General features: G+C 61.6%; 25 protein-coding genes and 2 pseudogenes. 21 read left to right on the plus strand and 6 right to left on the minus strand.

Going from position 1 to position 24649, the window contains the following annotated elements; all coding sequences use genetic code 11:
- Nucleotides 1–76: 76 nt before the first annotated feature.
- The gene (locus BKP54_RS03475; RefSeq protein ID WP_082523666.1) at nt 77–526 is read right to left on the minus strand and encodes a flavin reductase family protein; all 450 of its coding nucleotides are present in this window, start codon (nt 524–526) and stop codon (nt 77–79) included.
- A gap of 339 nt (nt 527–865) precedes the next feature.
- Between BKP54_RS03475 and BKP54_RS03480 the strand changes: the two genes are divergently transcribed.
- From BKP54_RS03480 to BKP54_RS03510, 7 genes and pseudogenes are all read left to right on the plus strand, one after another.
- Entirely contained in the window at nt 866–1954 is a 1089-nt protein-coding gene (locus tag BKP54_RS03480) for a branched-chain amino acid ABC transporter substrate-binding protein (protein WP_057208667.1), read from the plus strand.
- A complete protein-coding gene (locus BKP54_RS03485; protein ID WP_084814276.1) occupies nt 1951–2958 on the plus strand; it encodes a P1 family peptidase in 1008 nt (335 codons plus the stop codon). Before BKP54_RS03480 ends, BKP54_RS03485 begins: the two co-directional genes overlap by 4 nt.
- 74 nt (nt 2959–3032) lie before the next feature.
- On the plus strand, nt 3033–3707 hold the full coding sequence (gene rpe / locus BKP54_RS03490) for a ribulose-phosphate 3-epimerase (protein ID WP_025427142.1): 675 nt from the start codon (nt 3033–3035) through the stop codon (nt 3705–3707).
- Nucleotides 3707–4450 (plus strand): DUF2259 domain-containing protein, encoded by a 744-nt coding sequence (locus BKP54_RS03495; protein ID WP_025427143.1) that lies wholly within the window; start codon nt 3707–3709, stop codon nt 4448–4450. Before rpe ends, BKP54_RS03495 begins: the two co-directional genes overlap by 1 nt.
- Complete coding sequence (locus BKP54_RS03500) at nt 4447–5001, plus strand: hypothetical protein (RefSeq protein ID WP_051509166.1); 555 nt, start codon at nt 4447–4449, stop codon at nt 4999–5001. The genes BKP54_RS03495 and BKP54_RS03500 overlap by 4 nt, the downstream gene beginning before the upstream one ends.
- A gap of 69 nt (nt 5002–5070) precedes the next feature.
- Nucleotides 5071–6371: pseudogene (gene purB / locus BKP54_RS03505) on the plus strand (adenylosuccinate lyase).
- Nucleotides 6372–6600: 229 nt separating this feature from the next.
- Nucleotides 6601–6906, plus strand: coding sequence for a PilZ domain-containing protein (locus BKP54_RS03510; protein WP_025427146.1), 306 nt, complete (start codon nt 6601–6603; stop codon nt 6904–6906).
- 58 nt (nt 6907–6964) lie between these two features.
- Here the strand turns inward: BKP54_RS03510 and BKP54_RS03515 are convergent, their stop codons facing one another.
- Nucleotides 6965–7783, minus strand: coding sequence for a DUF2189 domain-containing protein (locus BKP54_RS03515; protein WP_057208670.1), 819 nt, complete (start codon nt 7781–7783; stop codon nt 6965–6967).
- 161 nt (nt 7784–7944) lie between these two features.
- On the opposite strand from BKP54_RS03515, the gene BKP54_RS03520 reads away from it, so the two are divergent.
- On the plus strand, nt 7945–8499 hold the full coding sequence (locus BKP54_RS03520) for an alpha/beta hydrolase (protein ID WP_025427148.1): 555 nt from the start codon (nt 7945–7947) through the stop codon (nt 8497–8499).
- 91 nt (nt 8500–8590) lie between these two features.
- A complete protein-coding gene (locus tag BKP54_RS03525) occupies nt 8591–11143 on the plus strand; it encodes an EAL domain-containing protein (RefSeq protein ID WP_051509167.1) in 2553 nt (850 codons plus the stop codon).
- Nucleotides 11144–11200: 57 nt separating this feature from the next.
- Here the strand turns inward: BKP54_RS03525 and BKP54_RS03530 are convergent, their stop codons facing one another.
- A complete protein-coding gene (locus BKP54_RS03530; RefSeq protein ID WP_025427150.1) occupies nt 11201–11515 on the minus strand; it encodes an ATPase inhibitor subunit zeta in 315 nt (104 codons plus the stop codon).
- A 335-nt stretch (nt 11516–11850) separates the two neighbouring features.
- Between BKP54_RS03530 and purC the strand changes: the two genes are divergently transcribed.
- The 4 genes from purC to BKP54_RS03550 all read left to right on the plus strand — a co-directional run bounded on the left by purC (nt 11851) and on the right by BKP54_RS03550 (nt 14294).
- Nucleotides 11851–12615: a phosphoribosylaminoimidazolesuccinocarboxamide synthase gene (purC, locus tag BKP54_RS03535; protein ID WP_025427151.1), complete on the plus strand. Its 765-nt coding sequence runs from the start codon at nt 11851–11853 to the stop codon at nt 12613–12615.
- Between the two features lie 32 nt (nt 12616–12647).
- Complete coding sequence (gene purS, locus BKP54_RS03540) at nt 12648–12890, plus strand: phosphoribosylformylglycinamidine synthase subunit PurS (RefSeq protein WP_025427152.1); 243 nt, start codon at nt 12648–12650, stop codon at nt 12888–12890.
- A gap of 269 nt (nt 12891–13159) precedes the next feature.
- Nucleotides 13160–13831, plus strand: coding sequence for a phosphoribosylformylglycinamidine synthase subunit PurQ (gene purQ / locus BKP54_RS03545; RefSeq protein ID WP_025427153.1), 672 nt, complete (start codon nt 13160–13162; stop codon nt 13829–13831).
- Between the two features lie 55 nt (nt 13832–13886).
- Nucleotides 13887–14294 (plus strand): hypothetical protein, encoded by a 408-nt coding sequence (locus BKP54_RS03550; RefSeq protein WP_025427154.1) that lies wholly within the window; start codon nt 13887–13889, stop codon nt 14292–14294.
- Between the two features lie 140 nt (nt 14295–14434).
- Here the strand turns inward: BKP54_RS03550 and BKP54_RS03555 are convergent, their stop codons facing one another.
- Nucleotides 14435–14740: a DUF1127 domain-containing protein gene (locus tag BKP54_RS03555; protein WP_038576122.1), complete on the minus strand. Its 306-nt coding sequence runs from the start codon at nt 14738–14740 to the stop codon at nt 14435–14437.
- A 31-nt stretch (nt 14741–14771) separates the two neighbouring features.
- On the opposite strand from BKP54_RS03555, the gene BKP54_RS03560 reads away from it, so the two are divergent.
- From BKP54_RS03560 to BKP54_RS03595, 8 genes and pseudogenes are all read left to right on the plus strand, one after another.
- Nucleotides 14772–16190 (plus strand): PLP-dependent aminotransferase family protein, encoded by a 1419-nt coding sequence (locus BKP54_RS03560; RefSeq protein ID WP_025427156.1) that lies wholly within the window; start codon nt 14772–14774, stop codon nt 16188–16190.
- Between the two features lie 148 nt (nt 16191–16338).
- Nucleotides 16339–16479, plus strand: a pseudogene (locus BKP54_RS36355) (acyloxyacyl hydrolase); the annotation flags it as partial.
- Nucleotides 16480–16675: 196 nt separating this feature from the next.
- Nucleotides 16676–18916 (plus strand): phosphoribosylformylglycinamidine synthase subunit PurL, encoded by a 2241-nt coding sequence (purL, locus tag BKP54_RS03570; protein ID WP_025427157.1) that lies wholly within the window; start codon nt 16676–16678, stop codon nt 18914–18916.
- Nucleotides 18917–18935: 19 nt separating this feature from the next.
- Nucleotides 18936–19169, plus strand: coding sequence for a BolA family transcriptional regulator (locus BKP54_RS03575; protein WP_025427158.1), 234 nt, complete (start codon nt 18936–18938; stop codon nt 19167–19169).
- 7 nt (nt 19170–19176) lie between these two features.
- On the plus strand, nt 19177–19419 hold the full coding sequence (locus tag BKP54_RS03580; RefSeq protein WP_025427159.1) for a hypothetical protein: 243 nt from the start codon (nt 19177–19179) through the stop codon (nt 19417–19419).
- 135 nt (nt 19420–19554) lie between these two features.
- On the plus strand, nt 19555–19893 hold the full coding sequence (grxD, locus tag BKP54_RS03585) for a Grx4 family monothiol glutaredoxin (protein ID WP_025427160.1): 339 nt from the start codon (nt 19555–19557) through the stop codon (nt 19891–19893).
- Nucleotides 19894–20285: 392 nt separating this feature from the next.
- Entirely contained in the window at nt 20286–21521 is a 1236-nt protein-coding gene (locus BKP54_RS03590; protein ID WP_025427161.1) for a multidrug effflux MFS transporter, read from the plus strand.
- Nucleotides 21522–21576: 55 nt separating this feature from the next.
- A complete protein-coding gene (locus BKP54_RS03595; RefSeq protein ID WP_025427162.1) occupies nt 21577–22869 on the plus strand; it encodes a multidrug effflux MFS transporter in 1293 nt (430 codons plus the stop codon).
- Nucleotides 22870–22941: 72 nt separating this feature from the next.
- Here BKP54_RS03595 and BKP54_RS03600 read toward each other — a convergent pair whose 3' ends face one another.
- Together BKP54_RS03600 and ttcA are read right to left on the minus strand one after the other, a co-directional pair.
- Entirely contained in the window at nt 22942–23766 is an 825-nt protein-coding gene (locus tag BKP54_RS03600) for an inositol monophosphatase family protein (RefSeq protein ID WP_025427163.1), read from the minus strand.
- The gene (gene ttcA, locus BKP54_RS03605; RefSeq protein ID WP_025427164.1) at nt 23763–24647 is read right to left on the minus strand and encodes a tRNA 2-thiocytidine(32) synthetase TtcA; all 885 of its coding nucleotides are present in this window, start codon (nt 24645–24647) and stop codon (nt 23763–23765) included. The genes BKP54_RS03600 and ttcA overlap by 4 nt, the downstream gene beginning before the upstream one ends.
- Nucleotides 24648–24649 lie beyond the last annotated feature (2 nt).

A 24649-nucleotide genomic window follows, 5' to 3' on the forward strand; every position in this document is an offset into this window, starting at 1 on the left:
AGTAATGCCTTTATATCAGCAAGTTGCAGGCGTTTTCTCAATCAAGCGCAGAGAGTGAATTACGCCTCGTGAAAACCTACAGCGAGTGATATCCGCGGTCTACATAAATGAGCGGCGGGCGCGGCGGGCCAAGCGCGACGTCCACGACCTCGCCGAACAGCACCAGATGGGTCGCAATGGTCTTGACCTCGATCAGCCGGCAATCGAACGCGGCCGTCGCATTGACGAGGATCGGCGAACCGGTTGCCAGCTGCCTCCATTGGCCAAGCGCAAAGCGACGATCCATGTCGAGCTGGTCACGGCCGGAAAAGGCGTGGGCGAGCGCACGGTGTTCGTCACCGAGCAGGTTCAGCGCAAAGCTGTCGCCGCGCACGAAGATGTCGTTGCGCGGGTTGGCGCCGTTCAGGCAAACGAGAACGGTCGGCGGACTGTCGGAAACCGAGCAGGAAGCAGTGACCGTGACGCCGCGGCGCTCGCCGCCACTGGCAGCGGTGATGAGCTGCACGTGGCCGGCCAGGCGGCTCATGGCGTCGCGATAACTTATCGGGTCCAGTCGGGTTCTCTCCAACACATCTCTCTCCGGGCGAGGTCAGGCACATATAGACGCTGGCGTAAATTATGAAACCCGCCGGCTGGAGATTCTTGCAGATCCGCGACATGGCCATGGCGCGGATCGGATGCCCGTTGTTTCCACTCGCATCTTTTCCTTTGACGCCGGTGGCCACATCCTTAAAACATGCGGCCACTACAGCGCTGCGGGTGATTGAGTTCATGCCAAGGATTGCGGTAGCATTTTTGGACTCGCTGCATAATCTTTCCTTGAAACCAATCCGAGCTTGGGAATTATGCAGTAGCGGGGAATTGCATGCTTCGATCGATCGTTTTGAGCCTCATCGTAGCGGGAATGGCGCAAGCCGCACCTGCCGCCGCTGCCGGCGTCAAGGTCGCGGTCGTTGCCCCCGTTGAAGGGCCATTTGCCCTTCTCGGCAAACAGATCATCGATGGCGCCTCTTTCCAGGCCGGCGATCGCGGCAGCGAAATCGTCGTCATCCCGGAAACATGCGACGCGGCCGGTGCAGAAGCGCTGACCAAGGCGCTTGTGGCAGCAGCTGCAGAGGCGGCCATCGGCTTCCTCTGCGTCGAGAGCCTCGACGCGACACTGCCCGCCCTCGCCGAGGCCAATATACCGGCGGTGACGTTGAGCGTACGGTCCGACATCCTGATGGAAGACGTACTCAAGAAGCATTGGCCGCTGTTCCGCCTGGCGCCGAGTGGCAAGGCCGAATCGGCAGCCGTCGTTGCTGCGATCACCGCGCGTTGGAAGGACAAGCCGATCGCCTTGATCGACGACGGCACGATCCATAGCCGCGAACTGGTCGAGAGCGTGCGCGCAGCGCTCGGCGAAATCGGATTGACCCCGGTCTTTACCGACACCTATCGGCCGGCCCAGGAACAGCAGATCAATCTTGTACGGCGGCTCGTCAAGAGCGGCGCCACCCACGTTTTCACCGGCGGCGACCGGCAGGATACTGCCGTGATCGCGCGCGACGCGCAGGAGGAAGGCGCGAACCTCACCTTGCTCGGCGGTGACACGCTGAATGCAGCCGACGTGGCCGAGCCGCTCACCGATGGTGTCCTGGCGCTGACGTTGCCCGATGCGGCGCGGTCGCCCGAAGGAAAGCCCATAGCCGAGGCGATGCGTGCCGCCGGCATCGAGCCCGATGGCTATGTGCTTCAGGCCTTCGGCGCCATGTCTGTTCTCGAGCAGGCCAAGGACCAGGCCGAGAAGGATGAAAAGCCGTTGACAGAGGCCCTGCTCAAGGGGCCATACCAGACGGTTCTTGGGCCGATTGCTTTCAATGCGGGGCATGAACGCGCCGACAACCCCTATCGCTTGATGCAATGGCAGAGCGGCCGCTTCGTGCCGGTTGCCGACGCCGCCGGAGTGCAATGATGCTGCCTGGTCCACGCAACCTTATCACCGACGTCGCCGGCCTTTCCGTCGGCAATGCCGAAGATCATCGCTTGAAATCGGGCGTGACTGCCATCGTCTGCGATCCGCCGGCAACGGCCGCCGTCCAGGTGCTCGGCGGCGCGCCCGGCACGCGCGAAACGGATCTTCTCGAACCGCACAACACCGTGCAGACAGTCGATGGTATCATTCTGTCCGGCGGGTCAGCGTTTGGGCTGGATGCCGCCTCCGGGGCGCAGGCGGCGCTCAGGGAAATGGGACGTGGGTTTGTGATCGGCCCGCACCGTGTGCCGATCGTCCCGACCGCCATCCTGTTCGACCTGATCAATGGCGGCGACAAGGATTGGGGGCAGTTTCCGCCCTACCGCGAACTTGGGTATGAGGCTGTACAAAAGGCTGACGCTGATTTTGCCACCGGCTCGGTCGGTGCCGGCACTGGCGCCTTGACCGCGACCTTCAAGGGTGGCCTTGGCTCCGCCTCAATCGTGCTGCCGAACGGCATTACCGTCGGCGCGCTCGTGGCCGTCAATGCTTTGGGTTCTGCGACTGTCGGCAGCACCCGGCACTTCTGGGCCGCCCCTCACGAGAAACAGGACGAGTTCGGTGGGCTCGGCCTTCCCCACCCCATGCCGGCGAATGCATCCGAGGTCCGCACGAAAATGGGCGCAAACTTGTCGGCCGCCGCCAACACCACGATTGCGGTCATCGCCACAGATGCGGTGTTGACCAAGGCCGAGGCCAAGCGCCTGGCGATCGCCGCGCATGATGGCTTCTCGCGGGCAATATGGCCGGCGCACACGCCGCTCGACGGCGACCTCATTTTCGCCCTTGCCACCGGCGCAAGCGGCCGGACGCTGGAGCTCGCAGACTTCCTCGAGCTGGGTGCTGCCGCCGCCGCGACGATGGCGCGCGCGATCGCCCGCGGCGTCCACGACGCCACACCTGCCGAAAACGATCCCGTGCCGTCATGGTCGAGCCGCGACTAAAGCGCGATTAGCACCGCGCATGTTGTTTGCGCGGCTGCGGAGTGCTATTGCGCGGGAAACAGCCGGAGCCTCTCATGACCCATCCCATCCGCATTGCCCCGTCGATCCTGGCGGCCGATTTCTCGAAGCTCGGACAGGAAGTCCGCGATGTCGTCGATGCCGGCGCGGATTGGATCCATCTCGATGTCATGGACGGCCATTTCGTCCCGAACATCACGTTTGGGCCCGACGTGATCAAGTCGCTGCGCCCCTACACCGAAGCGACCTTCGACTGCCATCTGATGATCTCGCCCGCCGACGGCTTTCTCGAAGCCTTCGCAAAGGCCGGCTGCGATATCCTGACGGTTCACGCCGAAGCCGGGCCGCACCTGCACCGCTCGCTGCAGACTGTCCGGTCGCTCGGCAAGAAGGCCGGCGTCTCGCTCAACCCGGCAACACCCGAAAGCGCCATCGAATATGTGCTCGACACCGTCGATCTGGTGCTGGTGATGACGGTCAACCCGGGCTTCGGCGGCCAGAAGTTCATCGACGCGACCGCGGAAAAGATCCGCCGGATCAAGGCGATGATCGGCGACCGGCCGATCGAGATCGAAGTCGACGGCGGCATTGCGCCTGAAACGGCGGCGATTGCAGCCGGCGCCGGCGCAAACGTGCTGGTCGCCGGTTCGGCGATCTTCAAGGGTGGTTGGGTCGATGCCTATCGCTCCGCCATCCAGGCGATCCGAGCGCCTGCCGAACAGGCCCGCTGATGATCTCGCGCCCGGCAGCGCCAGGGCTCCTCCTCCTGGCGGTGACATTTGTCGCCTCGCAGGCATCGGCGGGTGACTATGCCGCATTCCAGCCGATCGGCTTTTCCTCCGATGGATATGTCTTTGCGTTCGAGGAATACGGTGTCCAGGACGGCTCGGGTTTTCCCTATTCCACGATCTACGTCATCGATACCCGCAACGACACTTTTCTGCCGGGTGCGCCGGTGCGCGCAGTCGGTCGCGAAGATGGCGCCCCCCTGCACCGGATGAGACATGAGGCGCATCGGCGCGCCGCTCCGCTGATCGACGCCTACAGGCTTGCCGAGGCGCCGGGATTGCTGGCGGCCTACAATCCGATTACCGAAGCCAATGCAACGCCATTGGCCCTCACTTACGATGCCTTTGCCGCCGACGATGCCTTCCGCCAGACCTACGGCCTGACGCTCGAAGAAAAGAGCTTCGAACCAGGTGGGCTCTGCAAGGACTTCCTGAAGGAGGTCAAAGGCTTCCGCCTGTCGATGACGATGAAGGCGGGCAAGCCTGCAAGCGACGTGCTGCAGGACGATACCCGTGTGCCGGAAAGCCGCCGTTGCCCGACGGGCTATCGCATCGGCGGTGCGGTAACGCACATGAATGACGACGGCACGCAAACCCACGTTGTGATGGTGCTCGTCAAATCGCTCGGGTTCGAGGGCACGACTGACGGACGATGGATTGCGGTTCCGACGCGGATCGCAAAATGAACGAAACGGGCGCCGGGGCGGAAGTGAAATCAGCATATGCTTCCGCGCCCTCCCTCAAGCGCTCGCGATTCCTGCGGGCGTTTCCGTCCGCGGCGGAACTTGTCTTCGGCACGCCAGCCTGGGGGCTGGTGATGGTCGCTTCCGCCTGGGTCGCGCTCTGGCTGCGCGAGGGCGCCCTGACCTTCCACCTGGTGGAACTGCTGGTGATGTATGGTCTGGGCGGCATGCTGGCCTGGCCAGCTGCCCTGTTCCTCGCACGGTTTTCTACGCTTGGCCGCCCTGCCGAGACGCGGTTTGCGGCCTATCTGCTCTGCCTTTCGCTCGGCACGATCGCCGTGACGGCAATGCTCTTCGCACTCGACTATCGCGTCTTTTACGCCCGCTGGCATGCCAATACCGGTACCCGGACCTGGTTCTACCAGTTCGCCTTTACCTCGCTTGTCGCCTTCTACCAGTTCCTTGTGCTGGGCGTTCGGCTCTATCTTCCGGTTGGCGGCGCCGCACTTCTGGCCGCCAGCCTGTGGCTTGCAGGTTCGCGAGGCCGTCAATAACGTTGAGCTTGTCGGGCATCTTTGCTAGAGGCACAGCCATCCTCCACTGATGACGAAAGCTGAGAGCCCATGATCCCCCGTTATTCCCGACCGGAAATGGTGGCCATCTGGTCGCCGGAAACCAAGTTCCGCATCTGGTTCGAGATCGAGGCCCATGCCTGCGATGCGCTGGCCGAAATCGGCGTGATCCCGAAGGATGCCGCAAAGACGATCTGGGAAAAAGGCGCGCCGCCAAATTCGACGTCGACCGGATCGACGAAATCGAGGCCGTCACAAAGCATGACGTCATCGCGTTCCTGACGCATCTGGCAGAGTTCGTCGGCCCCGACAGCCGCTTCATCCACCAGGGCATGACATCCTCCGACGTGCTCGACACCTGCTTCAACGTACAGCTCGTGCGCGCAACCGACCTTTTGCTTGCTGATATCGACAAGCTGCTCGAAGCACTGAAGCGCCGCGCCTTTGAGCACAAGGATACGGTGACGATCGGCCGCTCGCACGGCATTCATGCCGAACCGACGACCTTCGGCGTCAAGCTGGCGCTTGCCTATGCCGAGTTCGATCGCTGCAAGCAGCGCCTTATCGCGGCCCGTGAAGAAGTCGCGACCTGCGCCATCTCCGGCGCCGTCGGCACCTTCGCCAATATCGACCCGCGCGTCGAGGAACACGTCGCCAAGGCGCTTGGCCTGAAGCCGGAGCCGGTTTCCACCCAGGTCATTCCGCGCGACCGCCATGCGATGTATTTCGCCACTCTTGGCGTCGTCGCCTCGTCGATCGAGCGGCTGGCAACCGAAATCCGCCACCTACAGCGCACCGAAGTCCTGGAAGCGGAAGAATACTTCTCGCCGGGACAGAAGGGCTCGTCGGCCATGCCGCACAAGCGCAACCCGGTGCTGACGGAGAACCTCACGGGTCTTGCCCGCATGGTTCGCGCCTTCGCCATTCCGGCGATGGAGAACGTAGCCCTCTGGCACGAGCGCGATATCTCGCATTCCTCGGTCGAGCGCATGATCGGCCCTGATGCGACGGTGACGCTCGACTTCGCGCTTGCCCGCCTGACCAACGTGATCGACAAGTTGCTCGTCTATCCCGACAACATGACCAAGAACATGAACAAGTTCCGCGGTCTCGTTCACTCGCAGCGTGTCCTGCTCGCTCTGACGCAGGCCGGTGTTTCGCGTGAGGACGCCTATCGCCTCGTTCAGCGCAATGCGATGAAGGTCTGGGAAGAGGGCAAGGACTTCCTTGAGGAGTTGCTTGCCGACACGGAGGTTCGCGCGGCCCTGTCGGAAGCCGACATCCGCGAAAAGTTCGATCTCGGCTACCACACCAAGCACGTCGACACGATTTTCGGCCGGGTCTTTGGCTGACGCCGCCGCGCAAAAGTGCGTAGCGCTTTTGCGATAACGACATGCGCAAGCAATAAGGGCCGGGCGCGATAGCCGCCCGGTTCGTGTCAGAGCGAAGCACGTTTCTGTGGTATTGCGCTATTATGCCCGCATTTGATGCAGTTTGCTCGAATGCGGGCATTTTTGTTAGCGAGGAATTCAATCTTTGCGTGAGATGATCGAGGCTGATCAATTCAGATCGAGGGTTCACATGGCCTACAAGGACAGTGTTCAGCGCACGGCAGCGCGCACGCAGACGAAGATTACCGGAACGGTGACCTGCAAGACGGGTGCGAGCAACGGCATCGTTACGGATCTTTCCGCAGAAGGCATCTGCTTTCAGCTCTATTTCGACATCAATGCACGCACCGGACAGGAAGTGACGATCCGCAGCGAAGAACTCGGATTTCTGACCGGCATGGTCCGCTGGTATCGCGGTGACAAGATCGGCATCAAGCTCAATCTTTCGTCCAACACCGCCGCCCAGATTTCGTCCTACTACAAATTTTTCAAGTAGGTCGGACGATCCTCACAGGAGGAAGCGGCCAGCCTCCGGGAGGCTGGCCGTTTTGTCGTTATCGCATACGGCTGCTGCGAGCACCGGGCTCAACCATCTTGCGATACATGTGCCATGTCGCGTGACCGAGGATCGGCATGATGACGGCAAGGCCGACGAAGACCGGGATCGACCCGATCAGCAGGCCGGCCGCAACGATCAGCCCCCAGAAGGCAACCGGGATGGGATTGACGAGAGTTGCGCGTATCGAGGTTTCGACGGCAGCCACAGCACCGACGTCACGATCGATCAGCAACGGGAACGACACTACGCTGATCGACAGCACGATCGCGGCGAAGACGAACCCGACGGCGTTGCCGACCAGGATCAGGTTCCAGCCCTGCTCCGTGTTGACGATGCCGTTCCAGAAGGCGGCGATCGATGCCGGCGGTTCGGCGCCGAAGATCCTGATATAGAGCGCCTGTGCCACCAGGAGCCAGGCAATGAAGATGACGAATAGCATCGCTGCGACAGCCACGATCGAGGGCAGTGCCGGAGATCGATGCAGGCGGAAGGCGTGAGGCCAGGACGTGTCCATGCCAAGTTCGCGGCGCCTGCTGATTTCATAGAGTCCGATGGCGGCGACCGGCCCGATAAGGGCAAAGCCGGACGCGAGCGGATAGAGCAGCGGCAGCATGTTGGCGCCCGCGCTCCACGTCATGAGCACGGCACCGGCGATGGGGTAGATCAAGCAGAGAAAAACATAGTGAGACGGCTTTTCGCGAAAGTCGTTGAACCCGAGGCGCAACGCGTCCATCACGTCAGCCAGGCCGATCTTTTTTATTCCGGGATGGGCGACGCTGGCGTCCGGTCCCGACAGAACATGGAATGTTGTCATGGCTCACACTCCTCAACCACTACAGAGCGGTCCCGGACCAGCGACAACGGCAAAACTCGAGCCGCATCGACCGCGACCTGCAGTGTCGATTATACATAAAATGATGCCTCTGTCGCCTACGCCTTGACTTCGACGATTTTCGACGCCACATCGCGGCCATTATGAAACTTTCCGACGCCCATATCCTCATCGTTCCCGGCTACACCAACTCCGGCCCTGACCATTGGCAGTCACGCTGGGAGAGAAAAATGTCCACCGCCCGCCGCGTGGAGCAGGCCGAATGGGCCAAGCCCGTGCGCGAGGATTGGGTGGCGCGCATGGTCGAGGAGGTCAATGCCGCTGAAAAGCCGGTGGTCATCGTCGCCCACTCCCTCGGCGTCGCGACCGCGGTCCATGCCCTGCCCCACATCGAAAAGAAGATCGCCGGCGCCTTCCTGGTGGCTCCGCCTGACGTGGCCAATGCCGCGATCCGTCCGAAGCATCTCATGACATTCGGCCCCTATCCCCGCGATCCGCTGCCGTTCCCGTCGCTGTTGATCGCAAGCCGCAACGATCCGTTCGGCTCCTATGAGCATGCCGACGAAATCGCCAAGTCCTGGGGCTCGCTGTTGGTGGATGCGGGGGAATCCGGCCACCTCAACACCGAGTCCGGGCATGGCCCCTGGCCGGAAGGCACGATGGTCTTTGCGCAGTTCCTCAGCCGCCTCCAACCCTGATCGCACTGCGAATAAGACGACTCGGCATTAATCCGAAGTTCATGGTCCGCGATCATCATCTGCCGGCAACAAATGCTGGATCGTGGGATACGTGACCGGACCGAAAGATCCCATCAGGAGCGAACGCCGCGCGCCGGCGAAGCTGAATATCGTGACGCAAGCGGCGCTGGACCAGCTGCCGGTGGCGGCGCTCGTTTTCAATGAACAAGCGTCAATCGTTTCGGTAAACCCCTATGCCAGCGAGCTTCTGCGTCTTCCGCCGGCAGAGTTGCTCAACCGTTCTCTTCGTGACCTTGTTCACCCCGACGACCATCACCTGCTGAGGCCGACCGGGACGGTGCGATCTTCCGCGTCCGCCCAGACGATCCGCTTGCATGGAGCAGCCGATATCGTTTCGGTGGTCTGCACTTCCTATGCAATGGCGGACGGTCGCATGCTGCTGATGCTGCCGGTCGACCACTTGATCGCCGAGATCGCGGGGCTTCGCAACGACGAGACGCGGTGGAAGTATGCGCTGGAAAGCGCACTTGAAGGCGTCTGGGATCACGATTTTTCGACCGGAAACCTCTTCTATTCCGCCACCTGGAAGCGCCTGCGTGGTCTGGCTGATGACGCCGAGGTCGATGGCGCGCTCGATCGCTGGATCGAGAATGTGCATCCGGACGACCGCGCGCATGTCATGGCCTCGATCGGACGCCAGGATTCTGGAGAGGTCACGTACAACACCTTCCAGTACCGCGAACGCCATGCGGACGGACACTGGGTCTGGATCGAAAGCCGCGGCGCATCCGTCGCCTATGGGCCGGACGGCAAGCCCACTCGCATCATCGGCACCGACACCGACATTACGCCGCGCAAGGAGGCCGAGGCGCGGCTGGAGGAAATCTCGCGGCGCCTGAGACTTGCCCTCGACGTATCGAAGATCGGGGTCTTCGACCATAACCTTGAAACCCAGGAGACGCTTTGGGACGAACGTATCCTCGGTATTTATGGGCTTGACCCCAAAGCCGGCGCGCCCAGCGGCCGCAGTTGGGAAGATATGCTCCACCCCGACGACCGCGAAAAGGCGATCGCCCGCGTCAATGACGGCGTCGCCGCGGGTGCACCCTTCACCAATGCGTTCCGCATCGTCCTGGCGAATGGAGAAATCCGGCACATTCGCGCCAACACGGCGTTCTATGTCGACCGCGATGGCACCCGCAAACTGATCGGCGCGAACTGGGACGTAACCGAAGACATCGCGCTGCAGGAGGAACTGCGCAAGGCCAAGGCCGCAACCGAGGCCCGCAACCGCGAGCTTGAGGAAGCGCGCATCCGTATCGAATACAACGCGTTGCACGACTACCTGACGGACCTGCCGAACAGGCGCTATCTCGACCAGATACTGGCGGACGATCCGACGCTCAACGCTATCCTCCACCTCGATCTTGATCGCTTCAAGCAGATCAACGACACGCTCGGGCATCAGGCCGGCGATGCGATGCTGACCCATGCAGCCGCAATCCTGCGGTCTCATGCCGACCAGGACGATTTCATCGCCCGCATCGGCGGCGACGAATTCGTGATCCTCTGTCGGCGCGGCCGCGGGATGGACGAGCTTGGAGATCTGGCCGCCCGCATCGTCCATGCCTTCCGCCGGCCCATTCCCTATGACGGCCAGCTTTGCCGGCTCGGGGCCAGCATCGGCATTGCCTGGAGGGGCGAGGTCGAGACGGATCCCAAGCAACTGCTGATGAATGCAGATATCGCGCTCTACCGGGCCAAGAGCCTCGGCCGCGATCGCTTCGAGGTGTTTTCCGAGCAGATCCAGAACCAGATCCTCAGCGCCAAACGCACCGGCGACGATATCCGTCAGGCGATCGAAGAAGGCCAGTTCGTGCCCTACTATCAGCCGCAGTTCGACGCCCACTCGCTGGAGCTCACCGGCGTCGAAACTCTGGTGCGATGGGACCACCCGGAACGCGGAATTCTTCCTCCGAGCCACTTTCTGAAGGTAGCTGAAGAGATCAACGCCCTGCCCGCGATCGACAGGAACATCGTCGAGATGGCCTATGCCGATTTTGCGGCCTGGGGGCGTGCCGGTCTGACCGTCCCCAAGATCTCGGTCAATGTCTCCTCGCGCAGACTGCGGGACCCGAGCCTGATTTCAGACCTTCGCGCCATGAACATCCCGCCTGGTGTCATGTCTTTCGAGCTCTTGGAATCCATCTTTCTTGACGATCTCGAAGACGAGATTGCCGCGACGATCGCCGCGCTCAACACGCTCGGTATCGAGATCGAAATTGACGACTTCGGCACCGGCCATGCCTCGATTATCGGCCTGCTCAACCTGAACCCGGCCCGCCTGAAGATCGACCGGGCGCTGGTGGGGCCGATCAACGAAAGCGCCAAGCAGGCAAAGCTCGTTCGTGCCATCATCGACATCGGGCATTCGCTCAATATCAAGGTGGTGGCCGAAGGTGTGGAAACGTGGGAGCACGCGGCGATACTGAGGGAGCTTGGCTGTGATATTCTGCAGGGCTACGCCCTGGCAAAGCCGATGAGCCGCCTCGATTTCGAACAGCGCATCAAGAGCGGCTGGAAACTGTCACCGAACGCGGATGCGCCGCCGGAAAAAGGGCGTCGCTACAAGGCGGTCAAATAAAAACCGCCCGACCTGAGGCCGAGCGGCGATATCATGGGCGTATGATAGCCTCGAAGATCAGCTGCTCTGGACTTGCTCGATGGCGACGCCGAGAAGCTCGAGCATGCGCACACGGATCTGCTCTTCGCTCTGGGCAACGCCGGCAGCGTCGAAATCGGCCTTGATCTTGCGCACAACGTCCTCGTGGCCGGCCTCTTCGAAATCGGCCACAACGACTTCCTTCGCATAGGCCTCTGGGTCGCTCTTGCCGAGCAAGCCGGCAGCCCAGAGACCAAGAAGCTTGTTGCGGCGCGCCTCAGACTTGAACCTCAGTTCCTCGTCCAGCGCAAACTTTGCTTCGAAGGCCTTTTCGCGATCCTGCATCGTCGTCATCAATTGATCTCCCGTGAGAATTCCATGCCGGAAATAGTTATGGCCATAAACCAAAACAGTGGTCAAAGTGCAATGCGAAGTTTTCTCGTTTCGTGACTTTCGTGGTACCGTAAGCATGTCGCGCAAAAGTGCGCAGCGGTTTTGCGACAACGGCATGCGAAAAACCAAAGAACGGATGCGCAAGGAGCGAATCTGAAAGGTTGCGACACGCTTTAGGTAAATCAGGGGAAGGGAAGATACGCCGATTGTGAAACGCGTTCTTTTCAGCTATGGACGCCGTGAGAAGACTCCACTAGCGCGACCCAAGTGCGCCAACAACCACAGAGACAATATCCATGAATCGTCGCCGCCGTATCTACGAGGGCAAGGCAAAGATCCTCTATGAGGGTCCCGAGCCGGGCACGCTGATCCAGTTTTTCAAGGACGACGCGACCGCCTTCAACAAGAAAAAGCATGACGTCATCGACGGCAAGGGTGTGCTGAACAACCGGATTTCCGAGTATATCTTCACGCATCTGAACCGTATCGGCATTCCGACGCACTTCATTCGCCGCCTGAACATGCGCGAGCAGTTGATCAAGGAAGTCGAGATCATCCCCCTTGAGATCGTCGTGCGCAACGTTGCTGCCGGCTCGCTGGCAAAGCGCCTCGGCATCGAGGAAGGCACCGTCCTCCCCCGCTCGATCATCGAATTCTACTACAAGGCCGATGCTCTTGATGACCCGATGGTCTCCGAAGAGCACATCACCGCATTCGGTTGGGCAAGCCCGCAGGAACTCGATGACGTCATGGCGCTTGCCATCCGCATCAACGACTTCCTGACCGGCCTGTTCCTCGGCGTCGGCATCCAGCTCGTCGATTTCAAGATCGAGTGTGGCCGCCTGTTCGAAGGCGACATGATGCGCATCATCCTGGCGGACGAGATTTCGCCGGATAGCTGCCGTCTGTGGGACATCGAGACCAAGGAAAAGCTCGACAAGGACCGCTTCCGCCGTGATTTGGGCGGGCTGGTCGAGGCCTATCAGGAAGTGGCTCGCCGTCTCGGCATCATGAACGAGAACGAGCCTGTGCGCGGCACCGGCCCCGTTCTGGTCAAGTAATTTCTGGTCAAGTTAGTTCGGGGAAAGTGAAAGTGATCAAGGCACGTGTAACCGTGACGCTGAAGAATGGCGTTCTCGATCCGCAGGGCAAGGCAATTGAAGGTGCGCTCGGCGCACTCGGCTTCGACGGCATCGGCCAGGTCCGCCAGGGCAAGGTCTTCGATCTACAGATCGAAACCGGCGACAAAGCCAAGGCCGAGGCCGACCTCAAGGCGATGTGCGAAAAGCTGCTCGCCAACACAGTGATTGAAAACTACACCATCTCCCTCGCCTGATGGCGGCGGAGTGCCGCGGATGGCCTGACGTGAAGGCCGGCGTGATCTGGAAATAATGAGGAGGCCCATCTGACATGGGCCATCCTCACGCAGATCAGCCGAAACGACATCGAAGGGGCATACTGTCCGCGGCTCGATGGTTTCGAAATAGCAGGATGCGCAGTGCATCCAATATCGGCCCGAGCGCGTCAAATTGCGCTTCGGCCGCATCGGAAACCGCCTCGAATTGCATGAGCTTCAAGAGGCGCAGGCAGGGTTTGAACCGCACCATGAAGTCAGCCGTCGTCCAGCTTCCAGGCCTCAACCGCGATCGCGACATGATCGCTGCCCTCACCAAGATCTCCGGCAAGGCGCCCGTAACCGTCTGGCAGACCGAAACGGAGATCCCTGATGTCGACCTGATCGTCATCCCCGGCGGTTTCTCCTACGGTGACTATCTGCGCTGCGGCGCGATTGCCGCGCGCATGCCGGTCATGCAGGCGATCAAGGCGAAGGCCGAAAAGGGCGTGAAGGTCCTCGGCGTCTGCAACGGTTTCCAGATCCTGGTCGAGGCCGGTCTGCTCCCGGGCGCGCTGATGCGCAACGCATCGCTCAAGTTCGTCTGCCGCGAGGTCAAGCTCGAAGTCGTCAACGCCGACACCGACTTTACCCGCGCCTATTCCAAGGGACAGATCATCCGCAGCCCGGTTGCGCACCACGACGGCAACTACTTCGCCGACGCGGAGACCCTGAAGACGATCGAAGGCAACGGCCAGGTCGTGTTCCGCTACGCCGAAGGCACCAATCCGAATGGCTCGATGGGCGATATTGCCGGCGTGATGAACACGGCCGGCAACGTGCTCGGCATGATGCCGCATCCGGAAAACCTGATCGAGGCGGCTCATGGCGGCGCCGATGGTCGCGGCATCTTCGCTTCGGCTCTCGAAGTAATCGCCGCTTAACCGTCGCGCTGATAGAAGGCATCCGACCATCCCCGTAACGCAAGCGAGACCGTCGATGCCTTCCATGTTTTCTAGACGCCTGACCGGCCCTGCTTGCGCGGCGTTCGCCCTGACGCTTCTGGCGTCCTGCCAAACATCGCGCCCGCCGGCGCCGACGGCAAGCTCGGCAGCCCTGCCGACAATGGAACGCGTGGCGCTCGGCGCCAACAGCTGCTGGTTCAAATCGGGCGATGCTGCCTTCAAGAACTACCGGCTTGCCCCTGAACTCAATTCCTTCTCCGGACGTCCCCGCATCCTGATCGTGCCGCGCAAGTCGCCGGAAGCACGGCCGCTTGCCGTCATCCAGGCGGAAGGCCAGCCGGCGCGGTTGCAGGCGTTCGGACCGCTCATGAGCGAACCGGTCGCCACCCGCATGAGTGCAGATATCCGGCGTTGGGCCGCTGGCGGCCAGGGCTGCAATTAATCCAGGCACCGGTTGAGAGTTCGGACGCTGTTGGCTGGTGCCCTCAGCGTTCGCTGATGCGCGTCGCAATCTCTAGGGCATACGGCGCTTTGTTCGCATGCCGCTATCGCAAAACCACCGCACGCTTTGTGTGATGCCCGTTAACGCCAGAACGCCACGGACGATTCCCGCCGGGCATCCTTCTCGCAGACCCCGATATCGATCAGTTGCCAATCGCTCATCTCTTCGAGAGCTAACCGGCTGCGTCTCTTGGCGGCCAGGAAACAATAGAGCCGCCAGAGACGTTGAAGCGCGTTCTTAGCACTCCCCGAGATTTCGACATCAAACCCGATCTTGCGACGCGCGCGAGGGGCCTTTTTCACGACTGCCGAGCAAATTGTATCAATTGTACTCATTGTAGGCTCCAATGCATCGATTGCTATCATTGCATTGGTGATAATTGACATATTTCGCTGTGTAATCTAGGTAATTGTCACTATGACAAATTGGCTCCCGGACATTCAGCAGGGTCATGGTCCGCTTTATGCGCGGATCGCCGACCAGATCGAACAGGCAATTGGCGAAGGCGCCCTGCCCGTCGGCGCAAAATTGCCGCCGCAGCGCAATCTCGCCTATGACATTGGTGTCACCATTGGTACCATTGGACGCGCCTACAATATCGTGCGCGAACGCGGCCTCGTCAGCGGCGAGGTCGGGCGCGGAACCTATGTTCTCGATCACCAGGAAAGCCGCCCGCCCGAGCAGGCCGATCCGCTGACCACATCCTTGGCCGGCACCCGGCCGCTGATTGCACCCGCCGGCAAATTGCGCTTCGACAGCACCGCGGCGCCGGACATCGGCCAGGGCTTTGTCCTGAGTGAGCTCTTGAGCGAGATCAGCCGCGATCACCACGCCGACATTGCCAGCTACGCGCGCAATTTCCCGGATCACTGGTTTGAGGCCGGATGCCAATGGCTGGCGCGCGGCGGCTTTCGTCCCTCGCCTGAAACGATCGTGCCGACGCTCGGAGCGCACGCGGCTGTCATTGCCGTGATCGCGGCAGTCACCTCGCCCGGCGATCGTATCGCCTTCGAGACCTTGACCTATTCCCAGGTCAGCCGCAGCGCCGGCTTGATCGGGCGCCGCACGACCCTGATGGAATCGGATGAATTCGGCCTGATTCCCGAGGATTTCGAGCGGGTCTGCGCGCAGCAGCATCCCAAGCTCGCCTTCCTTATGCCAAGCGCGCAGAATCCGACCGTTGCCGTCATGCCGCTCGCCCGGCGTCAGGCGATTGCCGATATCGCCCGCAAGTACGGTGTCTGGCTGGTGGAGGACGATCTCTACGGCGCCATGACCGGCGATCCGACGCCGCCTTTAGCGGAGCTTGCACCTGAGCGGACCTTCCTGGTTGGTGGTCTTTCAAAGTCTGTTGCTGCCGGTGTGCGCGGCGGCTGGGTTGCCTGCCCTCCCCATTTCAGCCAGCGCATTCGCATTGCCCACAAGATGGTCAGTGGCGGCCTGCCGTTCATCCTGGCGGAGCTGTGTTCGCGGCTGGTGCTTTCCGGAGCGGCCACTATTCTGCGCGGCAAGGGTATCGAAGAGATCCGGGCGCGCGAGGCGATTGCCCGCGAAGTGTTCGATGGCATCGAGTTCAGCTCGCATCCGTGCGTTCCCTTCCTCTGGATGAAGCTGCCGGAACCGTGGCTTTCCGGCACATTCAAGCAGGCTGCACTGCAGGAAGGCGTGCTCGTCGACGACGAGGACGAATTCAAGGCCGGCCGGGCGGACCGCGTCTTTCACCGTATCCGTATCGGCTTTTCCTCACCGGCCGACCGTGCCGAAGTGCGCAACGGCTTCCAGACTTTGCGGCGGTTGCTCGACAGCGGACGAGTGGGTTACGACAGTTTCGACTGATAACCCGGTGTCCCGTATGTTTTAGCAGTCTTGTGTAGATCGATTCGCCTCAACAATTCGGCATGCCAGCATTGCTTTTTCTTCGTTCATCCCACCGCCTCGCGACATCGTCGCTTGTTCTCGTCAGTTTGCTTTCGACAGCGCCTGCGAATATGCCGCAGCCGGATTCAGATTAAACGAGCATTGGAACCTGTCGGCAACGGTGGCGCATGCCTCGCATGCCGAACTTTGCGGCGGCCCCAACGATGGCTCGACCCGTGCCGATCTCGCACTCGGCTACAAGTTCTGACAGGTCGGCACCACCTGAGGCGCGTGAGGGCATCAAAAAGGGCGGCAACCGTTGTTGATCGCCCGTATTTTTCTGTCGCGCCGCGCCGCAGCATACGCTAAAGAAGCGGCAAAGCGCCCCCTGTGTCTGTTGCGGTTCGCACGCGCCATATCCCGTGGAAGGATTGCGCGCCGCCCGAAGGATTTGACGGTCGACGATGACGATTTCCAACACCCGCCCCATCACCCCGGAACTCATCGCCTCGCACGGGCTCAAGCCCGACGAATACGAGCGCATTCTCGGCCTGATCGGACGCGAGCCGACCTTTACCGAGCTCGGCATTTTTTCGGCGATGTGGAACGAGCACTGCTCCTACAAGTCTTCCAAGAAGTGGCTTCGCACGCTGCCGACCAAGGGCCCGCGCGTCATCCAGGGTCCGGGTGAAAACGCCGGCGTCGTCGACATCGATGATGGCGACTGCGTCGTCTTCAAGATGGAGAGCCACAACCATCCGTCCTATATCGAGCCCTACCAGGGTGCTGCGACCGGCGTCGGCGGCATCCTGCGCGACGTCTTCACCATGGGCGCCCGTCCGGTTGCGGCGATGAACGCCCTGCGCTTCGGCTCGCCGGATCACCCGAAGACCCGCCACCTCGTTTCCGGCGTCGTTGCCGGCGTCGGCGGCTACGGCAATTCCTTCGGTGTTCCGACCGTCGGCGGCGAAGTCGAGTTCGATGCCCGCTATAACGGCAACATCCTCGTCAACGCCTTTGCCGCCGGTCTCGCCAAAAGCGATGCGATCTTCTACTCCAAGGCCGAAGGCGTCGGCCTCCCGGTCGTCTATCTCGGCGCCAAGACCGGCCGTGACGGCGTCGGCGGCGCGACCATGGCCTCGGCCGAGTTCGACGAATCGATCGAGGAAAAGCGCCCGACCGTGCAGGTCGGCGACCCCTTCACCGAAAAGTGCCTGCTCGAAGCCTGCCTCGAGCTGATGCAGACGGGTGCCGTCATCGCCATCCAGGACATGGGTGCAGCCGGCCTCACCTGCTCGGCCGTCGAAATGGGCGCCAAGGGCGACCTCGGCATCGAGCTTAACCTCGACACCGTGCCGGTGCGCGAAGAGCGCATGACCGCTTACGAAATGATGCTTTCGGAAAGCCAGGAGCGCATGCTCATGGTGCTTGAGCCGGCCAAGGAAGAAGTCGCCAAGGCGATCTTCGTCAAGTGGGGCCTCGATTTCGCGATCGTCGGCAAGACCACGGACGACCTGCGTTTCCGCATTCTGCATCAGGGCGAAGAAGTGGCGAACCTGCCGATCAAGGAACTGGGCGACGAAGCGCCGGAATACGACCGTCCCTGGACCCCGGCCAAGGTCCCGACCGCGCTTGCGACCAACGACATCCCGCAGACGGACGTTGCTGATGCGCTCGTGCAATTGGTCGGTTCGGCCAACAATTCCTCGCGCCGCTGGGTCTACGAACAATACGACACGCTGATCCAGGGCAACTCGCTGCAGCTGCCGGGCGGCGACGCCGGCGTTGTGCGCGTCGAGGGTCACCAGAGCAAGGCGCTGGCCTTCTCCTCCGACGTGACGCCGCGTTATGTCGAGGCGGATCCGTTCGAAGGCGGCAAACAGGCGGTTGCCGAATGCTGGCGCAACCTGACGGCAACCGGCGCGCTGCCGCTGGCAGCAACCGACAATCTCAATTTCGGCAACCCGGAACGTCCTGAGATCATGAGCCAGCTGGTCCATGCCATCAAGGGCATCGGTGAGGCCTGCACCGCGCTTGATTTCCCGATCGTTTCCGGCAACGTCTCGCTCTACAACGAGACCAACGGCCAGGGAATCCTGCCGACCCCCACCATCGGCGGCGTCGGCCTGATCAAGGACTGGTCGAAGATGGCGCGCATCCGGTTTGCCGCTGCCGGCGAAACGATCCTGCTTGCCGGCGCGCCGGAAGGCCTCGGTTCGCACATCGCCCAGTCGGTCTACATGCGCGACGTCCATGGCCGCACTGACGGTCCGGCGCCGCATGTCGACCTCGCACATGAGCGCAAGGTCGGTGACTTCGTCCGTGGGCTGATCGTCGACGGTCTGGCGACATCAGTTCATGACTGCTCGTCCGGCGGCCTGGCTCTCGCCGTTGCCGAAATGGCGATGGCTTCGGATATCGGCGCGACCGTGGATGTGGTCGAAGGTCATGATCCGATTGCTGTTTTCTATGGCGAAGACCAGGGACGCTACGTGCTGACGGTTGCGGCCGGTAACGTCGCTGCCGTTCGCGCCCGTGCGGAAAAGGCAGGCGTTGCCCTGCCGGAAATCGGCAAGACCGGCGGCGATGCCGTCAAGCTCGGTGCAGCGCGCGCCGTCGCAATTCAGCAATTGCGCTCGGCCCATGAATCGTGGTTCCCTGACTTTATGGACGGCTCCAGCAACGCTGCTGCTGCCGCAGAATAATAAAGGGAGTTGGCATATCATGCCCATGGCACCAGGCGACATCGAAGACATGATCAAGGCAGGAATTCCCGGCGCCAAGGTCACGATCCGCGATTTGGCCGGTGACGGCGACCACTATGCCGCCGAAGTCGTGGCCGAAGTCTTTCGCGGAAAGACCCGCGTGCAGCAGCACCAGATGGTCTACAACGCATTGAAGGGCAACATGGGCGGCGTTCTGCACGCCCTTGCCCTTCAGACCAGCGCGCCGGAGTAAGGCTGGAATGGCCGACCTGATCAAGGAACTGGTCAGTGGCGTTGTCGACAGCGCGCTGAAGGAAATCCTGAAGAAGACCGGCGTCAAGCGGACCGCGACGAAGCGGACCAAGCGCCGGACGCGCAAGGCGGCGACGGGTGGCATTCTAGGGGATATCCTGGAAGCCGCCATCGGAAAGCCGGCCAAGAAACAGGTGAGCCGGCGGCGAACCGCCAGCGCACGCAGCAAGACCCGTCGCCGTTCGGCCTGAGCAGTTGTATTAAAACCACATCTTGAGGCCCATCAATATTTGTTGCACTTGGGTGATGAAAATCACCGATATGCATGCTATCTAAGGCCCAATCGATATCCGGTCCTTGAAACCGGGCGCAGGAAGGATGAAAAGATGAGCGGAATTCACGAATTCATCGCGAACGAAGTCAAGACCAACGACGTGGTGCTCTTCATGAAGGGTACGCCGCAGTTCCCACAGTGTGGGTTCTCCGGCCAGGTGGTCCAGATTCTCGATTACATCGGCGTCGACTACAAGGGCATCAATGTCCTTGCCGACGCGGACCTGCGTCAGGGCATCAAGGACTATTCGAGCTGGCCGACCATCCCACAGCTTTACGTGAAGGGTGAATTCGTCGGCGGTTGCGACATCGTCCGCGAAATGTTCCAGGCTGGCGAGCTCCAGTCGCACCTGCAGGAACAGGGAATCTCGGTCAAGGGCGCCGCTGCCTAAGTCAGGCCGCCAACTCCGATCTGGTCGGAAAAGGCGGGTGACCGCCTTTTTTGATTCCGGAATTAAATCCGGATCGTCTAATTTTCGTTGTTCTTTACTAGGCGGAGCACACTCACGCTCTGTCATGAAGTGGTCGCGATAAAGCGGCATAAGCAGCCTGAAAGGGCGTTCGCCCGTTCCCATGCTCCGGCTTGGCCCGGCTGCCCATCGCCGATAGTCCCTTTCGCTTCACATCGGATGCCGCCTGCACCGCTGCGCCGGACCAGGCCCGTCCCCTCAACTGTTCTCGACATGCCGACCGGCATTTTGCCAGCCGACGTCGCCTCTTTCCGGAACAAACTCCGGTCTTGACCTATTTCGGTTGCGTCCGGCGCGCCGCAAGGATTTTGCCTATGACGAGCATGACAGACGAAGCGGCCGCTCCCGGCCTCAGCAAATTTCAGTTCATCGCCTTGATGGCGATGCTGATGGCGGTCAATGCCGTGTCGATCGATATCATGTTGCCCGGCCTGCAGGAGATCGGCGCCAGCCTTGGTGTAACCGACGAAAACCATCGGCAATATGTCATCACCGCCTATCTTATCGGTATGGGCGTGGCGCAGCTTTTCTTCGGCCCGTTGTCTGATCGATTCGGCCGCAAGGCGCCGCTGCTCGTCGGCCTCGGCATTTATGGTGTCTGCGCGATCGCAATCGTCATCGTGCCGACCTTCGGCGCGCTGCTGGCGTTGCGCTTCGTCCAGGGCATCGGTGCAGCCGCGACCCGTGTTATTACCGTGTCGATCGTTCGCGACGTCTATGGCGGCCGTCGCATGGCTGAAGTGATGTCGCTGATCATGATGGTGTTCATGATCGTGCCGGTCATAGCGCCGAGCGTCGGCCAGTTGATCATGATCTTTGCCGAATGGCACATGATCTTCGTCGTCATCGCGCTCTTTGCCTTCACGATCGCAACGCTTGTGGTGTTCCGGCTTCAGGAAACGCTGAACCCGGATCATCGCCGCGCCTTTACCCCTTCGGTCATCCTCAGCGGCTTCAAGATCGTCCTGACGAACCGGCTGTCGCTGTTCTATACGCTGGCGACATCCGTTATCCTCGGGGCGCTCTTCGGCTTCATCAACTCTGCCCAGCAGATCCTGGTCGGGGTCTATGGGCTGGGCCTGTGGTTTCCGGTCGTGTTTGCGGCATTTGCCGGGATGATGGCGGTCGCGTCCTTCACTAATTCGCAGCTCGTTCGGCGCTTCGGCATGCGGGCGCTGTCGCATGCTGCCCTACTCGGCTTCACGCTGGCGAGCTTCCTCTGGATGGCGGCGTCGCTTTATGGTCCGGTGCCCTTCCCGCTGTTCGTGGTGCTCTATGGCGCCGCCATGTTCCAGTTCGGGCTGATCGCGTCGAACTTCAATGCGATGGCGATGGAGCCGCTCGGCCACGTCGCCGGCACGGCCTCCTCGGTGCTCGGCTTCACCCAGACCATCGGCGGCGGCGTCATCGGCGCCTTCATCGGCCAGGCTTTCGATGGGACGGCGACACCGCTCGCGATCGGCTACTTCACCGTCGCGGCGATCGGCGTCGTCTTCGTCCTCATCGCCGAACGCGGAAAGCTGTTCAAGGCACACAATCCGGCAGGCTGACGATAGCCTGCCGGCCGATTATTCCTCCCAGATCTGCTCTTCACGGGTTCGCACAATGACCACGATCACCACACAATCCGAACATGTCGACGGGGTTTCGGGCGCGGCCCGCCTCAATATGGGCCTCGTCGAATTCATCATCACCATTGCCGTCATGACGGCGAGCGTGGCAATCGCCATCGACAGCATGCTGCCGGCATTACCGAGCATCGGCCAGTCGCTGAGCGTCGCCAACTCCAACGACACCCAGCTCGTCATCGGCGTGTTCTTCCTTGGCTTCGGGCTTTCGCAGATCTTCTTCGGCAGCCTTTCCGATACGTTCGGACGTCGCGCCGTGCTGCTCGGCGGCCTTGCCTTCTTCACCGTGTCGATGTTTGCCGCCGCCCTGACCCAGAGTTTCGAAATGCTGCTGGTCCTGCGCTTCGTCCAGGGCATCGGCGCTGCCGCCGTGCGCATCACCACCATGGCGATCGTGCGTGACTGCTTCGGTGGTCGCGAGATGGCGCGGGTGATGTCCTACGTCATGATCGTTTTCATGATCGTTCCGATCGTCGCACCGTCGATCGGTCAGCTCGTCATCCTCTACGCCAACTGGCACTGGATCTTCATCCTGATCGGCATCGTCGGCGCTGTCCTCTTCGTCTGGGCACTGGCCCGCATGAAGGAATCGCTGCCGAAGGAAGAGCGCCTGCCGCTTTCCGTCTCATCGGTCGCATCCGGCTTCAAGACGGTGCTGACCAACCGCATCACCTGCGGCTACATGATCGGCATGACGATGTTCACCGCGGTCATCTGCGCCTACATCGTCACCGTCCAGCAGATCTTCGGCGAGGTCTATGGCCTCGGCGAGTGGCTGCCGATCGCCTTTGCCGGCACTGCCGGCGGCATCGCCGTTGCCAATTTCGCCAACGGCTTCTTCGTGCGCAGCTTCGGCATGCGCCGCATCTCGCACGTGTCGATGATCCTGTTCACGCTGATTTCCGTGATCGGCTTTGCCATGTCGCTCTGGGGCACGCCGGCATTCGTCATCAGCTACCTGATGTTCTCGGTTCTTCTGATGTTCTTCGCTGTCATCGCCACCAACTTCACCGCGATCAGCCTGGAGCCGATGGGTCACCTTGCCGGAACGGCGACCGCGATCACCGGTTTCGTCTCGACGACCGGCGGCGCACTGCTCGGTGGCGCCGTCGGCCAGTTGTTCAATGGCACGCTGCAGCCGTTGCTCGGGGGCTTTGCCCTCTTCGGGCTCGTGACGATCCTGGCCACCCTTTGGGCCGAAAAGGGCAAGCTCTTCACCCATCCCGGCGACAAGGATGTCTCGCTCGACCACGGCGGCGGCCATATGTGATATCGACCTCACCAACAAAAAGCCCGCCTGGATCGCTCCAGGCGGGCTTTTCTGTTTCGACGATGTCGGTGTTTAGATGGTGAAGACTTCGCGACGCAGCGTTTCCCAGCTGTCCTTGTCGGTCGTCAGCAGCAGGCCGCCATTGAGGTGGGCAGGCAGATAGGGCGCGCCGTCGAAGCGTGCGGCATAGGCACCCGCCTCCTGCGCGATCAGTGTGCCGGCCAGATGATCCCAGGGCATCAGCTTCTGGTACATCAAGAAGTGGATGTAGCCGCCGGCAAGGATGCGATACTCGTGCGCGGCGCACCGGTAGCTGGTCGCAATACGGACCTTGGCCAAGTTGGCCATGACTTCGCGCCGCGCCTCTTGGCTGTAGAAGCCCGTCGAGGCGCCGCCGACCATGCTTTCAAGCGGAACGCCTGCAGTCACCGACATGCGCTCCTGCGAGCCGTCAGGACGGCACATCCAGGCGCCGGAGCCCTTCTCGGCGATTACCCAGTCGTTGCCAAGCGGGTCGTAGATGATGCCGGCAACGGTCTCGCCCTTGGACACGACGCTCGCCATGACGCCGAACAGCGGCAGGCCGGCTGCGAAGTTAAAGGTGCCGTCGATCGGATCGACGACGACGGCGAGATCGGCGTCTGCCAGCTTGTCGAGCAGCGCCGGATCGGCAGCAACGGATTCTTCGCCGATGAACACGGCGCCTGGCGCAATCTCATCCATGCGTGCCTTGATCAGGCGCTCGGCTGCCTCGTCGCCCTCGGTGACGAGATCGATCGCTTCCGACTTCATCCGGACATCGCCCGCGCCGAGATTACGAAACCGCGGCAGGATTTCTTTGACCGCAGCCTCCTGCAGCAGATTGGCAAGGGCGGCGATGTCGACGGAATGGCTCATTCTTTGGGCTCCGGCGAGAGGGACTGGAAGTCGAAAAGCTTGGGGTCGAGCAGATGCGAGGGGTTCACATGGCCGAGCGCCCGCAGCATCGTGTCCTTGCGGCCCGGCATGCGTCGTTCGAGGTCGGCAAGCATTGCCTTCATGGCATTGCGCTCAAGGCCGTCCTGCGAGCCGCAGAGGTCGCAGGGAATGATCGGAAATTCCATGGCAGTGGCAAATTTCGCCAAGTCGTCCTCTGCCGCATAGGCCAGCGGCCGCAGCAGCATCAGGTCGCCTTCGTCGTTCAGAAGCTTCGCCGGCATCGAGGCGAGCCTGCCGCCGTGGAAGAAATTCATGAAGAACGTCTCCAGAATATCCTCGCGGTGATGGCCGAGCACCAGCGCATCGCAGCCCTCTTCGCGCGCGATCCGGTAAAGATTGCCGCGGCGCAGCCGCGAACAGAGCGAGCAATAGGTGGCGCCTGTCGGCACCTTTTCCTTCACGATCGAATAGGTGTCGCGATACTCGATACGGTGCTTAACGCCGATCGAGGCCAGGTATTCCGGCAGGATATGCTTCGGAAAATTCGGCTGCCCCTGATCGAGGTTGCAGGCGACAAGCTCGACGGGCAGCAGCCCGCGCCATTGCAGGTCCATCAGCAGTGCCAGCAGGCTATAGCTGTCCTTGCCGCCTGAAATCCCGACCAGCCAGCGCTTGGCGCCCTTCAGCATGCCGAAATCGTCGAGCGCCTGGCGCGTCTGCCGCAAGAGCCGCTTGCGCAGCTTGTTGAAGGAGACCGACGACGGCATGCGTTCGAAGATCGGATGAAGACCCGTCTCGATATCGCCGTCTTCAACGGCATTGTCGATTGCGTCAGGCGAAAGGGCTGGCGAATGATCCATGG

The sequence above is a fragment of the Ensifer sp. 1H6 genome (assembly GCF_001976035.1).
Taxonomy (GTDB): domain Bacteria; phylum Pseudomonadota; class Alphaproteobacteria; order Rhizobiales; family Rhizobiaceae; genus Ensifer; species Ensifer canadensis.